Origin of the sequence: Rhizobium sp. CCGE531 (assembly GCF_003627795.1) — a bacterium.
GTDB lineage: Bacteria > Pseudomonadota > Alphaproteobacteria > Rhizobiales > Rhizobiaceae > Rhizobium.
The window spans coordinates 3,377,268-3,391,225 of sequence record NZ_CP032684.1 but is presented as its reverse complement, the minus strand read 5'-3'; the positions used below and the strand labels follow the sequence as shown (position 1 = coordinate 3,391,225).

12 protein-coding genes are annotated in these 13,958 nt (G+C 61.5%); 7 read left to right on the top strand and 5 right to left on the bottom strand.

Annotated elements, in window-relative coordinates; translation table 11 throughout:
* Positions 1 to 172 precede the first annotated feature (172 nt).
* From CCGE531_RS16535 to CCGE531_RS16515, 5 genes are all read left to right on the top strand, one after another.
* A complete protein-coding gene (locus CCGE531_RS16535; RefSeq protein WP_120666900.1) occupies positions 173 to 604 on the top strand; it encodes an OsmC family protein in 432 nt (143 codons plus the stop codon).
* A gap of 116 nt (positions 605 to 720) precedes the next feature.
* Entirely contained in the window at positions 721 to 1,200 is a 480-nt protein-coding gene (locus CCGE531_RS16530) for a hypothetical protein (protein ID WP_120665160.1), read from the top strand.
* 230 nt (positions 1,201 to 1,430) lie between these two features.
* Entirely contained in the window at positions 1,431 to 2,039 is a 609-nt protein-coding gene (locus CCGE531_RS16525) for a TetR family transcriptional regulator (protein ID WP_120665158.1), read from the top strand.
* Between the two features lie 61 nt (positions 2,040 to 2,100).
* Positions 2,101 to 3,249 carry an efflux RND transporter periplasmic adaptor subunit gene (locus CCGE531_RS16520; protein WP_120665156.1) on the top strand — a complete coding sequence of 383 codons (1,149 nt, stop codon included), beginning with the start codon at positions 2,101 to 2,103 and terminating at the stop codon, positions 3,247 to 3,249.
* Positions 3,250 to 3,272: 23 nt separating this feature from the next.
* Entirely contained in the window at positions 3,273 to 6,431 is a 3,159-nt protein-coding gene (locus CCGE531_RS16515; protein ID WP_120665154.1) for an efflux RND transporter permease subunit, read from the top strand.
* A 156-nt stretch (positions 6,432 to 6,587) separates the two neighbouring features.
* Here the strand turns inward: CCGE531_RS16515 and CCGE531_RS16510 are convergent, their stop codons facing one another.
* Positions 6,588 to 7,331 carry a metallophosphoesterase gene (locus CCGE531_RS16510; RefSeq protein WP_120666898.1) on the bottom strand — a complete coding sequence of 248 codons (744 nt, stop codon included), beginning with the start codon at positions 7,329 to 7,331 and terminating at the stop codon, positions 6,588 to 6,590.
* Between the two features lie 333 nt (positions 7,332 to 7,664).
* Positions 7,665 to 8,138 (bottom strand): VOC family protein, encoded by a 474-nt coding sequence (locus tag CCGE531_RS16505; RefSeq protein WP_120665153.1) that lies wholly within the window; start codon positions 8,136 to 8,138, stop codon positions 7,665 to 7,667.
* A gap of 539 nt (positions 8,139 to 8,677) precedes the next feature.
* Between CCGE531_RS16505 and CCGE531_RS16500 the strand changes: the two genes are divergently transcribed.
* On the top strand, positions 8,678 to 9,607 hold the full coding sequence (locus CCGE531_RS16500; RefSeq protein ID WP_120662389.1) for an IS110 family transposase: 930 nt from the start codon (positions 8,678 to 8,680) through the stop codon (positions 9,605 to 9,607).
* A 152-nt stretch (positions 9,608 to 9,759) separates the two neighbouring features.
* Here the strand turns inward: CCGE531_RS16500 and pdxA are convergent, their stop codons facing one another.
* Complete coding sequence (gene pdxA, locus CCGE531_RS16495; RefSeq protein WP_120665152.1) at positions 9,760 to 10,773, bottom strand: 4-hydroxythreonine-4-phosphate dehydrogenase PdxA; 1,014 nt, start codon at positions 10,771 to 10,773, stop codon at positions 9,760 to 9,762.
* A complete protein-coding gene (locus CCGE531_RS16490; RefSeq protein WP_120665151.1) occupies positions 10,770 to 11,969 on the bottom strand; it encodes a four-carbon acid sugar kinase family protein in 1,200 nt (399 codons plus the stop codon). Before CCGE531_RS16490 ends, pdxA begins: the two co-directional genes overlap by 4 nt.
* A 240-nt stretch (positions 11,970 to 12,209) precedes the next feature.
* On the opposite strand from CCGE531_RS16490, the gene CCGE531_RS16485 reads away from it, so the two are divergent.
* Positions 12,210 to 12,557, top strand: a complete 348-nt coding sequence (locus CCGE531_RS16485) for a CAP-Gly domain protein (RefSeq protein WP_120666896.1) — start codon at positions 12,210 to 12,212, stop codon at positions 12,555 to 12,557.
* A gap of 27 nt (positions 12,558 to 12,584) precedes the next feature.
* Here CCGE531_RS16485 and CCGE531_RS16480 read toward each other — a convergent pair whose 3' ends face one another.
* Entirely contained in the window at positions 12,585 to 13,649 is a 1,065-nt protein-coding gene (locus CCGE531_RS16480; RefSeq protein ID WP_120665150.1) for a D-alanine--D-alanine ligase family protein, read from the bottom strand.
* Between the last annotated feature and the right edge of the window lie 309 nt (positions 13,650 to 13,958).

Below are 13,958 nucleotides of genomic sequence, written 5' to 3'. Positions count from 1 at the left end.
AGGCTTGCGCAATTGCCTTTTCAGGTTCGACGCCGCTTCTGTTACGGCGGCGTCGTCTTCGGCGGATAGAAGGATTATGGTGTCGGTGCAGGTGGCCAAGCCGCTTGCCGTCGATCATCGCGGGGAAGGCGGGCTCCGCTCCCCAAATTCATTCAACGACAAGGAGGACGACATGCAGATCAATCGTACAGCTTCGGCTCAATGGTCCGGCGGCTTGAAGGATGGCAAGGGTCAGATCTCGACGCAAAGCGGCGCGCTCGATCATTACCCTTACGGCTTTGCCAGCCGTTTCGAAGGCGTCGCGGGCACCAATCCGGAAGAGTTGATCGGCGCTGCGCATGCCGGCTGCTTCACCATGGCCCTGTCGCTGATCCTGAATGAGGCAGGCTTCACCGCCGAAAGCATGGAGACGACGGCCAAGGTCACGCTTGAAAGCGTCGAAGGCGGCTTTGCCATCACCGCGATCCATCTGACGCTGACGGGCAAGGTTCCCGGCGCCGACGAGGCAACTTTCACCGAGCTTGCCAACAAGGCGAAGGCGGGTTGCCCGGTTTCCAAGGCGCTTGCTTCCGTTCCGATCACTCTGGAAGTTCACGCCGCGTAAACGACAATTTCAGCTCTCGCGTCGCGCTGGCTGGCGCGGCGCGTTTGATATACAGTTCGCATTCGGGCATTGCGCTGTCATTTTCACTAAAATGCGGCGCTTAAAAGGAGGGGCGAATGTCTGGAATTCTGTTAATTCATGTCGTCATAAGCTTGATTGCCATCATCAGCGGCGTCGTCGTGGCCCAGGGGTTTCTCGCGGGCAACCGTCATAATCGATCGACGCTTGTCTATATGCTGACCACCGTTCTCACCAGCCTGACGGGCTTTCTGTTCCCGTTTCACGGCGTCACGCCGGCGATCATCGTCGGCACTGTCTGTCTTCTCATCTTCATTCCGACGGCGCTGGCGCGCTACAGCTTTCATCTTTCCGGCATCTGGCGTCCCGTCTTCGTGATCGGCGCGCTGGTGCTGCTCTTCTTCAACTGCCTGGTGCTGATCGTCCAATCGTTCCAGAAGATACCGGTACTCAATGCGCTGGCGCCCAATGGCAACGAGCCACCGGTATTAGCCGCGCAGGTGGCGCTGCTGGTGGTCATTGTGTTCGTCGGCTTTTTCAGCCTTCGCCGCTTTCATCCGACGCTTATGAGCGCCTGAGCGGGCGACTTTCGCTGCTGCGACAAAATGCCGGACACTTTCGCTGCGTTCCGCGAGGAGCGTTGTCGATGATTTAACTCTTGTTTCAAGTTGTTCGGCGCATTCTCGGTTTATTGAATAGCATCCGAAAACCGCCTGTGGTTGCAGGTGGTTTTCTTGACATCGGCGCTCTGATGGTTTACGAGTGACGAAAATTGAAAATCGTCACTCGTAAACCATCAGGCCTGCTCATGCTCGATCTTTCCGACGTTAGCGCCGATCCTGCCCGCCAGGAAAACATCACGCGCATTCTCGATACCGCCGAAAAGCTGTTTCGCCACTATGGCTACAGCAAGACGAACGTGGCCGATATTGCCCGGGATCTCGGCATGTCGACGGCGAATATCTACCGTTTCTTCGGCTCCAAGACAGAAATCCATCAGGCTCTCTGCGGCCGCATGCTCGGCCAGAGCTATCAGATGGCCCTCTCCATCCGCAATCAGCCCATCAGCGCGGCCGATCGGCTGCGGGCCTATACCATGGCCCAATACAAGATGACGCTGGAGGCCATGCTGGACGAGCAGAAGGTTCACGAGATGGTCATTGTCGCCATCGAGCGTGATTGGCACGTCATCGAAAAACATATCGATCGCATCCAGGATCTGATCGCCGAGATCATTGCGGAGGGCATTGCCGCCGGCGAGTTCTTCGAACAGGACCCCTATGTCGCGTCCAAATGTTTCGGCGCAGCGACCATCAATCTTTGCCATCCGCAGATGGTGGCTCAGTGCCTCGCCAAGACGAACCGGGCCAAACCCGAGGATATCATCGAATTCGTCATCAGGGCTTTGAAGAAATAGCAATGCGCGCACCGGAAGGCCGGCGTGCTCCCACTCTTTTGTTCGATTTTAGGAGAGCGACATGGTTTCGCTGACGACCAACACTCTACGGACCGTTGCCGGCGCGGCGCTTTTTGCCGCATTCGCGCTGACGCTCTCCGGCTGCAACGAGAAAAAGGAAGAGGCGGCGGAGGTGATCCGGCCGGTGAAAGTGGTCGAGATCGCCCAGGCGGACACGACGCGCAAGCTTGATTATTCCGGCGCCGTGCGCGCCCGGACCGAAATGAACCTCGGTTTCCGCGTCAGCGGCAAGATCGTCGAACGCAAGGTGGATATCGGCCAGAGGGTGAAGCCCGGTGATGTGCTCGCCCGCATGGATGCGACCGATTATGTCCTTGCGGTGCGCCGTTCGCAGGCGGATCTGGATTCGGCGGAAAAGCAGGTGCAGACGACCGCGCTTGCCCGCACGCGTGCGCAGACGCTCTTCGACAAGAACGTCACTTCCAAGTCCCAGCTCGAACAGGCCGAACTCTCCTATGAACAGGCCGTTTCGACGCGGGATTCCGCGGCTTCGGCACTGACCGAGGCCAAGAACCAGGTCGCTTATGCAGGCCTGACCTCGGACATGAACGGCATCGTCACATCAATCAATGCCGATGTCGGCCAGGTGGTCAGCTCCGGCACGCCCGTCATTACCGTTGCCGTCGATGGCGAGAAGGAAGCGCAGGTCGCCGTGCCGGAAATGGATATTGCCCAGTTCAAGGTCGGCAAGGACGTCAAGGCGCGTTTCTGGTCCGACTCGGCTCTCGTTCTGGATGGAAAGGTGCGGGAAGTATCGGGCAGCGCCGATCAGTCGCGCACGTTTGCGGTGCGGGTGAGCCTGCCGAACGATCCGCGCGTGCTGCTTGGCATGACCGCGACCATCGAAGCACTCGCCGACAATACGGAACCCTATGTTTCCATTCCGCTGAGCGCTATTGCGCAGAAGGATGGGCAGCAGATCGTCTGGCTCGTCGACCGCAATGCCGGCACCGTCCATTCCCGCGCCATCAAGATCGCCGATTTCGCCGATGACGGCGTTCGCGTCGCCGATGGCCTGAAAACCGGCGATGTCGTGGTCGCGGCCGGCACGCAATTCATGACCGAGAACATGAAGGTCAAGCTTCCGAGCGCCACGGCTCAGCAGGCTTCCGCAGAAACCAACGCCGCCTCGGCGGATATCGTACGCTGAACCCGGATCGAGGGGACGACATCATGTCCATCAATAGCACCTCCGGCGAGAGGACGCGTTTCAACCTGTCTCGTTGGGCGATCGCCCATCCGAGCATCGCGCGGTTCCTGTTCGGGCTCATCATCATCGCCGGCGCGCTCGGCCTGACCCATATGGGCCAGAAGGAAGATCCGGATTTCACCTTCCGCGTCATGGTCGTGCAGACCGTCTGGCCCGGCGCCTCGATGCAGGACATGGAAGACCAGGTGGTCAACAAGATCGAGCGCAAGCTGCAGGAAACGCCGCATCTCGATTGGGTCAAATCCTATACCCGCGCCGGTTTTGCCATCACGACAATCCAGATCAAGGGCGACACCAACACCCAACAGGTGAAGGACGCCTTCTACCAGATCCGCAAGAAAGTCGGCGATATCAGCAACGAGCTGCCGTCCGGCTTGCTCGGCCCCTATTTCAACGATGAATTCGGCGATACCTTCATCACGCTGCATTCGATCAGCGGCGACGGCTACACCTATCCGGAGCTGAAGAAATTCGCCATCCAGGCCCGCGACATGCTGCTCTCCACACCCGGAGTCGAGAAGGCCACCATTATCGGCGACCAAGCGGAACAGATTTATATCGACGTCTCCTCCAAGGTTTTGGCCGAGCGCGGGCTGACACTCAACGACCTGAAGAATGCCATTGTCGGGCAGAACAATGTCGATCCGGCCGGCACCGTCGATACCAGCACGCGGTCGGTGCGCGTCTCCGTCGAGGGTGATGTCAACAAGATCGAGGATATCAAGAACCTTCGGCTCAACGCCGGCGGCCAGGTGACGCGCCTCGGCGATATCGCCACCGTCACCGCCGGGCTACAGGATCCCTACACGGCCAAGTTCCTCTATAACGGCCATCCGAGCGTGCAGCTCGGCGTCGTCATGGCGAGCGGCTATAAGGTGACCGATGTCGGTACGTCGGTAGAGGAAACCTACAAGCGTTTCGAAGCCTCGCTGCCGGTCGGCGTTCAGGTCGATCAGATCGCCAACCAGCCTGACGTCGTCACCGATGCCATCAGCGAATTCATGCATGCGCTCGGCGAAGCCCTCGTCATCGTGCTGATCGTCTCGTTCCTGTCGATCGGCTGGCGTTCCGGCCTCGTGATCGCGATTGCCATTCCGCTGGTGCTGGCCGCGACCTTCGCCATCATGTACGAGTTCGGCATCGACCTGCAGCGCATCTCGCTCGGCGCGCTCATCATCGCGCTCGGCCTGCTGGTCGATGACGCCATGATCGTCGTCGAGCTCATGGAGCGCAAGCTGGAGGAGGGGCTGGTGAAGCTCGATGCCGCCAGCTTCGCCTATTCCTCGACCGCCTTCCCGATGCTGACGGGCACGCTGATTACGACCGCCGGCTTCATTCCCGTGGGATTCGCGGCATCGACGGCAGGCGAATATGTCCGCACGCTATTCTATGTCGTCGGCATCGCGCTCGTCGTCTCCTGGTTCGTGGCCGTTTATTTCACGCCGTGGCTCGGCTACATGATCCTCAAGCAGCGCCACCATGCCGGCGAGCATCATGATGTGTTCGACACGCGCTTCTATCGCCGCCTTCGGTCGTCGGTTACCTGGGCCGTGCGCCACCGCGTCATCGTGCTGCTTCTGACGCTTGCCACTTTCGTCGGCAGCCTGTGGTCGTTCCAGTTCATTCCGCAGAACTTCTTCCCGCAGTCGTCGCGTCCGGAAATCCTTGTCGACCTGTGGCTTCCCGAGGGCACCAGCATCAAGGAAGTCGAGCGGCAGGCGCAGGCGCTGGAAGCGCGCATGGCCGACGATCCGGACAAGCGCTTCATCGCCACCTATGTCGGCCAGGGCGCGCCGCGCTTCTTCCTGCCGCTCGACCAGCAGCTGACCAACCCGAATTATGCCCAGATGCTTGTCATGGCCAAGGATGAGCCGGCTCGCGAGCGGCTGATCACCAAGCTGCGCGGCATCCTGGCGGCCGATTTCCCGTCGGTCCGTGGCAAGGTCGACCGCCTGTTCCTCGGTCCTCCCACCGGCTGGCCCGTGCAGCTGCGTGTCATGGGCCCGGATCGGCGGGAGGTTCGCCACATCGCCGACGAGGTGAAGCAACGCTTTATCCAGAATCCGCTGCTCGGCGCCATCCATGACGACTGGCTCGAGCCGGTGCCCGCCATGAAGCTGGTGATCGATCAGGACCGTGCCCGCGCTCTCGGTGTTACCTCGCAGCGCATCCGCCAGATGCTGCAGGCCTCGATGTCCGGCGTCACCCTCGACAATTATCGCGAGGGCGAAGAAACCGTCGGGATTGTTGCCCGCGAACCGGACGCAAGCCGTCATCTGCTGACCTCGGTCAACTCTGTCTATATCCCCACCGATAGCGGTGGGTTCGTACCGCTGTCGCAGGTCGCCAAGATCGTGCCCGTCATGGAGCAGAGCATAGAATGGCGCCGTGACCGCCTGCCGACCATCAGCGTCAGGGCGACGTTGCCTGACAATGTGCAGTCGAACGATGTGACCGCCAAGCTCTATAGCGACATGGCGGATCTCAGAAACAACCTGCCGGCCGGCTACAAGATCGAGATCCAGGGCGGCGCTGAAGACAGCGCCGAAAGCCAGGCCTCGATCGCCGCCAAGGCGCCGATCATGCTCGTCATCATCGTCGTGCTCCTGATGGCGCAGCTGCAGCACTTCGGCAAGGCGATGCTGGTGCTCGCCACAGGCCCGCTCGGCATCATCGGGGCGGCAGGCGCCCTATTGATCAGCGGCGCGCCCTTCGGCTTCGTGGCGATCCTCGGCGTCATCGCGCTGCTCGGCATCATCATCCGCAACTCGATCATCCTTGTCGACCAGATCGACCAGGATATCGCGGCGGGCATGGACCGGAAGGAAGCGATCATCGGCTCGGCCGTGCGTCGTTTCCGGCCGATCACGCTGACCGCGCTGACGGCCGTGCTCGCGCTGATCCCGATCTCGCGCGGCGTCTTCTGGGGCCCGCTCGCCTACGCCATGATGGGCGGCATCCTGGTCGCGACCGTGCTGACGATCTTCGTGCTGCCCGCCGGCTACGCCCTGTTCTTCGGCCGCGAGCCGAAGCACAAATCGGCGGAACCGCCAGCCAAGGAGCAGGCCGACGAGGAGGAGCAGAATACGATCCGGCTGCCTCCAGCCGTGGCGGCGGAGTAAGGCGCTTAGAGCATTTCCGCTTTTCTTCGAATCGCGAAAACGCTCTATCCTTTTGTTTTTACGCAATTCCGGACGGAAAACCGATATACACTTTTCCTGGAATTGCTCTGAAAGAAACAAACCCCGGTCTCAGGCCGGGGTTTTCGTTTCGGCTCGTCAGATCGGCGGCAAGATCGTCTGCCTGCCATCGGCGATCTTGAGGATCGTCAGGCTTCCGCCCATGGAAACGGCCGTATCGATGCCGATGCGGCCTATGCCGAAAGTCGGATGGGAGCCAGGCGTGTGGCCGTGGACCACCAGAAGCGGCAGTCGCGGCCCTTCCGACAGGAATGGTTCACGGATCCACATCAAATCCTCGTCCGTCTGATCCCTGAAGGGAATGCCGGGCTTGATGCCGGCATGAACGAAGAGCGTCGAGCCGATTGTGACGGCTGCGGCGAGCGACCGCAGCAGCTCGACATGCGCTGGCGGCATAGCCTTCAGCGTCATGTCACGCAATTGCCGGATGCTGTAGCCAAGGTCGAAGAGAATGTGCCTGGCATCGATGCCATAGGAGGCGAGCGTCGGCAGCGCGCCGAATTCGAGCCAATGGACGTTGGCATCGGGATCATCGAGAAAGCCCAGGAAGACATCATCATGATTGCCGCAAAGCGCATAGCGATCGAAGCCTTCCGGCGGCGGCGCGCTGAGATGCGCGAGCACGTCGCTGGAACGCGGGCCGCGATCGACATAATCGCCGAGAAACATCAGAAGCTTTCGGCCGGGCAGGGTGCGGGCATCGGCGACGATGCGCCTTTCAGCCTCCGCCATCTCGTCGTGGCAGCCATGGATGTCGCTCAGCGCATAGATCGCGGTATAATCGCGTCCGGTGAGGTCGATACGGTCCCGTTGCTGCTGCATGAAATCGGCCGCTTCCCGCCGGGTCGTGCCTGAACGGCCGCGGCAGTCCAATTGCTTGAAATAGTGTCTAGAGCGGTTCAGCTTTTCACGGCATCCCTGAACCGCTCTATCTCTTTGTTTTCTCGCAATTCCGGACGGAAAACCGCTGCGCACTTTTCCTGGAATTGCTTTAGAAACCCGCCTTCGGCGAGCCTATATCGGACGGTATTCCAAGCATCGACCTGCCGCAAGTCTTACGGGCACCGGCATTGGTCTGAACCGCTGAAATTGCAGGGAATTTCAGGGCTGCCTTCGGGAGATCGCGCCTTGCAGCCTCCCGAATGGCTCCGATGTTCAGCCGCGATAGGCGGCTTCGAGGCCGGCAATATCGAGCTTCACCATCTCCATCATCGCCTGCATGACGCGGGCCGCCTTGGCCGGATCCGGATCGGCGATATACTTGCCGAGCACGGTCGGCACGACCTGCCAGGAGACGCCGTAGCGATCCGTTAGCCAGCCGCATTGAACGGCCGCTCCGCCATCCGTCAGCCCGTTCCAGAGCCGGTCGACTTCGGCTTGGTCGGCGCAATCCACCTCCAGCGAGATCGCATGGGTGAACTCGATGCGGTTGCCGCCGTTCAGCGCCATGAAGCGCTGGCCGGCGAGCGTGAAGTTGACGACCAGAACCTGATCGGACTTACCGGCCGGCGTGTCGACGATGTTCTTCTGAACATGATCGATCCGGGAATCCGGGAAGAGCGAAACATAGAAATTCGCTGCTTCCTCCGCTTCGCGCGCAAACCACAGGCATGGGGCAATCTTGGACATTTGGTGCTCCTCTCTCGGATAGCTTTCTCTCGCTAAGCTGCCAAAGGACGTTCGAAAGAGCGGGATGCCGACAGGCGGATTTGAAAAAAGTGCTTTTAGGTCGATGCGGGGAGGCGGAGCCGTTGTGGCCGACACCGGCTGTGAAATTTGTGGAGGGTGTGTGGGGCCTCTCTGTCGCTCTCAGGACATCGCCGCTTGCGGGCAGGGCAATTGCATATGGGCATGTCGGCGCCACAAACTCCTTCTCCCCTCGGGGAGAAGGTGGCCCGAAGGGTCGGATGAGGGGGCTAACCGGTTTGAATGTGGGGATTTTCGTACTCTTGGCAGCCCCCTCATCCGCCTGTCGGCACCTTTGTAACTTCCCTTTACCCGCTGCTGGCGTAGTAATGCCTGTTGCGGTGGCGGATGGAAGACCGATGCACCTTTGGGACACCAAGCCCGTGGGAGAGCTTGGGTCTTCATCCGCCGTTCCATTGAACCCGAACAGTCGCCAGGGCCGCTTGCGCAAGCAAAGCCCGCTTAGGCAAGGATGGGATCAGATGGAAACGATTGTTGGCATTGATGTTTCGAAAGAGCGGCTGGATGTTGCAGTCCTGCCGCAAGGGGAGGTTTTTGCCGTTGGCAATGACCATGCCGGTGTCGATGCGTTGGTCGAGCGGCTGCAGGCGGTCGGCGTCGATGTGATTGCGCTTGAGGCGACGGGCGGCTTCGAGACGCTGGCGGTGGCCGGTCTGTCATCGGCCGGATTGACGGTTCTCGTCGTCAATCCGGCGCAAGTGCGCGCCTATGCCCATGCGATCGGCCGCAGGGCCAAGACCGATCCGATCGATGCCGCCGTCATCGCCGCCTTCGTCCTGGCGACGAAGCCGGAGATCCGGCCGTTGCGCGATGCCGAGACACAGGCTCTGTCCGAGCTGGTGGCCCGCAGGCGCCAGATCGTGCAGATGATCGTGGCCGAGGAGAACCGGTTGCGCATGGCGCTGGCCAAACAGGCGCAGAAAAGCATCAAGCGATTGCTTGCGGCCTTGCGGCGCGAACTCGAAAGCCTCGATGCCGATCTCGACGACCATATCCGCAAATCGCCGGTCTGGCGGGTGCGCGAGACGCTGCTCGTCTCGGTGCCAGGTGTCGGGCCGACAACGGCGCGCACGCTGCTGGCCGAGCTGCCCGAACTCGGCAGCCTCGACCGGCGCCAGATCGCCTCACTGGCAGGGCTTGCGCCCTGGACGCGGCAATCGGGTCAATGGAAAGGCAAGAGCTTCATCGGCGGCGGCAGAGGCAAGGTGCGCGCCGTGCTGTTCATGGCCGCCCTCGTCGCCAGCCGCCATAACCCAAGCCTCAAGGCCTTCCGTGACCGCCTCGTGGCAGCCGGAAAGCCAAAGATCGTCGCCATCGTCGCTACCATGCGAAAGCTGCTCACCATCCTCAACGCCATCATCAGGGACGCACGACCGTGGCAAAACGCTTGACAAACAAGACAGTCGCTCTCCCCGAGGGGAGAAGGGGGGTGCGCCAAACTCTCAACAATCTCCCCCTTGTGGGGGAGATGTCGCGGAAGCGACGGAGGGGGGGATCAAGGGTCCGGCATACGCGGGCGCCGATAAATGCAGAACAACCTATCTCAATCGCCGGCAAGTCTTTCGGCGAATTCGATCGCCTCGATCAGGCTGCGCTCATTGGCGATGCCTTTGCCGGCGATGTCGAAGGCTGTGCCGTGGTCGACGGAGGTGCGCACGATCGGCAGGCCGAGAGTGATGTTGACGCCGGAAAGATCCATCCATTTTCCCGTCGCCGGGTCGATTTCGAAACCGAGCAGCTTGACGGGGATATGGCCCTGATCGTGATACATGGCGATGACGGCGTCGTATTGGCCGGCGCGCAGCTTGACGAAGACGGTGTCGCCGGGAACGGGGCCGACGATATCGAGCCCGTCGGACACGGCCTTGGCAATGGTCGGCGCGGAGATGTCGATATCCTGGCGGCCGAAGAGGCCGCCTTCGCCGGCATGCGGATTGAGGGCGGCGACCGCGATCTTCGGGTTGGCTATGCCGAGATTTTTGAGTGCCTTGTGGGTGAGGTCGATGACGAGGCGCAGCCGCTCGGGCGTCAGGCGCTTCGGCACATCCTCGAGCGCGACATGGGTGGTGACGTGGCTGACGCGCATATTGCCATGGGCGAGCATCATCACCGAGCCGCGCGCGCCTGTCAGTTCCGCCAGCAGTTCGGTATGGCCGGCATAATGAAAGCCGGCCTTGTTCAGCGCTTCCTTGTTGAGCGGCGCGGTGACGATGCCGCCGACCTTGCCTGACATGGCGAGCTGAACGGCCTTCTCGATCGCCCTGAACGCCATGCGGCCACCGTCTGCAGAAAGCCGGCCCGGCAGGATCGGCTCTCCCTCGACATCGGCCTGGATGAAGCAGAGGTTCGGCCAGTCACCATCCATCCGCGCTTCCGGGATCTTGATATCGAGGCCAAGCTGGCGTTCGGCGAGGCGCAGGGCCGGGCCGCTGCCGATGATCGTTAGCTTCAGCTTACCTTCATCGAGCCGATCCTTCAGCCGCATCGCGGCCTTGACGATGATTTCCGGCCCGATGCCGGCGGGATCGCCCATGGTGATTGCCAGGTGCCGCGTCATGGTTCTTCTCCTCCGGCGATCAGCGCGTTTTCACTCAAGAGATCGCGCCATAGGGTAGGCCCGCCGAATGCGCCTGATTTGGAGATGACAGTCGTTCCTTGCCAGGGGCCACCGACGATCATGGAGCGGGGCAGGCCGGGCGCTGCCTGGCCGGTGATGCTGAGGGCTGTGACATCGAGCGCCGAGCATAGGTTTCGCAGGGTCTCGCCGCCGGCAACGATCAATGTGCCCGGAGCGGGCAGAGCCTTGGCCATGCCGCCGAAGGTCGCCTCGATGCGCCTTGTGGCATCGTCGCGTTCAAGCCCTGTTGGCAGGTCGAGGCTGACCATGGCGACGCCGCTTTGCTGCATTTGTTGGTCGACGGCATCGGCACCAGCGCCTTCCGCAAGCTTCAGCCAGTTGGGGCCGCAGGCCTGGAGTTGCGCCAGCGTGATCGGCTGGTCCGAGCCGAAGAGGCCGAGCACCGGTCTTTGCAGCCTGCGCGAGATGGGGACGGCGGGCGTCGGGTGCTGTTCACCCGCAGCCTTTCCGGCGTGAGGCCGATGATGCGTTGCCAGATCGATATTGCGCGCCAAAGCGCGGGCGAGGCCGCCAGTACCGCTCCAGAGGACCGGTCCTTCCAGCTGCGACGATACCCATGCGATGACGGCGTCCAGATCCTCGTCGGAATGGGCATCGAAAACATGGATGCCATCCGGGATGGGCTGATTTTCAAAGCCATCGGCGGAGGTCAGGTCGGGCGTCGTGTTGAAGGCCGGCAATCCCTCCGCCCGCAAGTGAGCGACCAGATCGCCGCTGACATCGCGCCAGGCGTCCTTCCCGGCATAGAGCACCTGCCGTCCGCCCCTTGTGTGCCGCCCATGATGCGGAAAGGCCGGGGCGAGAATGCAGTGGCGCCAATGGCCGAGCCGAAAGCAGGCTGCCAATTCCGCCGCCCAGGGGCCGCGAAACAGGCTATCCACCTTCTTGAAGGCGAGATCGGCGCCCTCCAGCAGCGGCGCGACATGACCGATGATGGCGGCTGCCTCGGCCGCCGTTTTCTCGCGGGTGCCGCTGTCGATCGCAAGGCAATCCGGCAGGCTTGCGGCAAGCGCATCGCCGCGCTCCACCTCGATCGGCCCATAGACGCCGACAAATTCGACGGCTGTATCGAGCGCGCCGGTCAAGTCATCGGCAATGAGGCGGAGGGTGGGCATTGGCGGAGGAGCCTTCAGCGGGCCTTGCGGGTATCGGATATGGGCATGGAGATGAGGCCTTGCGGCTGCTCTGGTGCGCGCAGTCTTCAGCCTTCCATGAAGGATGTCAACGGGTTGCTTTGTCACGGTTTCATTGATCGGGCTGCGACGTCAGCCTGCGTTTACTCCCTGGCGCATATGCGGCTATGCTTGTATCTCAACGATGCGGCGGGTTGCTTCCGCCGTTTCAAGGAGGGCAGGGTGAGTTACGATTTCCATGTGGGCCAGAAGGTCGTCTGCATCGATGACAAGTTCAAGCATGTCAGCATCGATCAGCTGATCCGCAAGGGGACGATCTACACCATCCGCTGGGTCGGCGAATACACGCATTATGTCGACGGCACCTTCATCGGCGTGAAGCTGGAGGAGATCCATCGCGGCAATGATGACGGCCCGGAAGGCTATGGCGCCGCCGACATGCCCTATCGCGCCAGCCGCTTCCGCCCGCTGGTGAAGGACAAGATCGCCACGCTGAGAAAGCTGCTCGCGCCAACGCCGGATGCGCCGGCGGAGCCGAAGGTCAAGGTGAAGAAGACGGAAAAGGTCTGAAGGCAGACGGGCGGTGTTGCCCCTGATTTAGCCCCGCCGCGCCCGCGCAAGCCCGTGCTCGATCAGGCGGCTGACGAGCTCCGGATAGGAAATGCCCGAGGCGCCCATGGCCTTCGGATACATGCTGATATTGGTGAAGCCCGGCATGGTGTTGACCTCGTTGATGACGACACTCTGATCCGGCGCCAAGAAGAAATCGACGCGCGCCAGCCCCTCGCAGCCGAGCGCGCGAAAACCATCCGCCGCCATGCGCTTCAGCGCTTTAGCCGTCTCGGCCGGAATATCCGCCGGCACGGTGACGACAGCGCCATCCTGATCGAGATATTTCGCCTCGTAGGAGTAGAAGCCGTGGGTTGCCGCGGTGGCGATCTCGCCCGGCACGGAGACGAAGAGCGTGCCGTCAGGCTCTTCCAGCACGGCGCATTCGATCTCGCGGGCGCGCACGAATTCCTCGACCAGCACCTTGCGGTCATGCCGGAAGGCCTCGGCAAGTGCTCTCTCGAACGCTGCTGCATCCTGCACCTTGCTGACCCCGACCGACGAGCCCTGGCGGGTGGGCTTGACGAAGACGGGCGAGCCGAGCGCGCTCACGATCTTATCGAAATCAGGCTTTTCGCCGCGCGTGAGCGTGACGGAGCGGGCCACCGGCAGGCCGGCCTCGCGCAGCAGGCGCTTTGCCATATCCTTGTCGATCGCGTTTGCCGAGCCGAGAATGCCGCAGCCGACGAGGGGCAGGCCGACGATCTGGGCGAGGCCCTGAATGGAGCCATCCTCGCCGTTCAGCCCATGCAGCACCGGAAACAGCACATCGACCGCGGGCAGCTCGCGCGCGCCAGCACCTTCCAGCGCCATCAGCCGCCCCTTGCCGCCCGGAACCAGGCAGACTTCCGTGCCCTCATAGGCAATCGGCTCCGGCAGCACACCGCCCTTTTCCTCCACAAGCAGCCAGCGCCCGGCGCGATCGATCAGGATCGGCACGATCTCATATCGCCCGCCATCGATCGCCTTGACGACATTGCGGGCCGACATGACGGAAACCTCATGCTCGGTGGACTGACCGCCAAACAGAACGGCGACGCGTAGTTTCGACATTGAGGGTTGCTCTCCCGGGCAAGAAGGATGTGATGGAAGAAGGGTTTAAAGGGGGGATTGCAGCTAAATTGGGGAGGATTGCCGTGCCTTCGGGAACGGCGTTTTTTGCGCGAGCCGAATATTACATATTTAATTTTGCTAGGTCACATGCATTGTTTTGTAAAAGGTCAATGGTCACAACGCAAAAAGCTCGTAGCGTTGCTAGATCTATATCGAGCGAGTAAATACTCACCCGATCTAGTTGAAAAAAAGCTCTCTATAGGTTAATTGAGATTTGGTCCGGGCGGAGTGAAGAAATTCACTAGCTCA

Bases quoted from the DNA above. Each gene is read 5' to 3' on its own strand.
- CCGE531_RS16535 (WP_120666900.1), top strand. From the start codon at position 173: ATGCAGATCAATCGTACAGCTTCGGCTCAATGGTCCGGCGGCTTGAAG.
- CCGE531_RS16530 (WP_120665160.1), top strand. From the start codon at position 721: ATGTCTGGAATTCTGTTAATTCATGTCGTCATAAGCTTGATTGCCATC.
- CCGE531_RS16525 (WP_120665158.1), top strand. From the start codon at position 1,431: ATGCTCGATCTTTCCGACGTTAGCGCCGATCCTGCCCGCCAGGAAAAC.
- CCGE531_RS16520 (WP_120665156.1), top strand. From the start codon at position 2,101: ATGGTTTCGCTGACGACCAACACTCTACGGACCGTTGCCGGCGCGGCG.
- CCGE531_RS16515 (WP_120665154.1), top strand. From the start codon at position 3,273: ATGTCCATCAATAGCACCTCCGGCGAGAGGACGCGTTTCAACCTGTCT.
- CCGE531_RS16510 (WP_120666898.1), bottom strand. From the start codon at position 7,331: ATGCAGCAGCAACGGGACCGTATCGACCTCACCGGACGCGATTATACC.
- CCGE531_RS16505 (WP_120665153.1), bottom strand. From the start codon at position 8,138: ATGTCCAAGATTGCCCCATGCCTGTGGTTTGCGCGCGAAGCGGAGGAA.
- CCGE531_RS16500 (WP_120662389.1), top strand. From the start codon at position 8,678: ATGGAAACGATTGTTGGCATTGATGTTTCGAAAGAGCGGCTGGATGTT.
- pdxA (WP_120665152.1), bottom strand. From the start codon at position 10,773: ATGACGCGGCACCTGGCAATCACCATGGGCGATCCCGCCGGCATCGGG.
- CCGE531_RS16490 (WP_120665151.1), bottom strand. From the start codon at position 11,969: ATGCCCACCCTCCGCCTCATTGCCGATGACTTGACCGGCGCGCTCGAT.
- CCGE531_RS16480 (WP_120665150.1), bottom strand. From the start codon at position 13,649: ATGTCGAAACTACGCGTCGCCGTTCTGTTTGGCGGTCAGTCCACCGAG.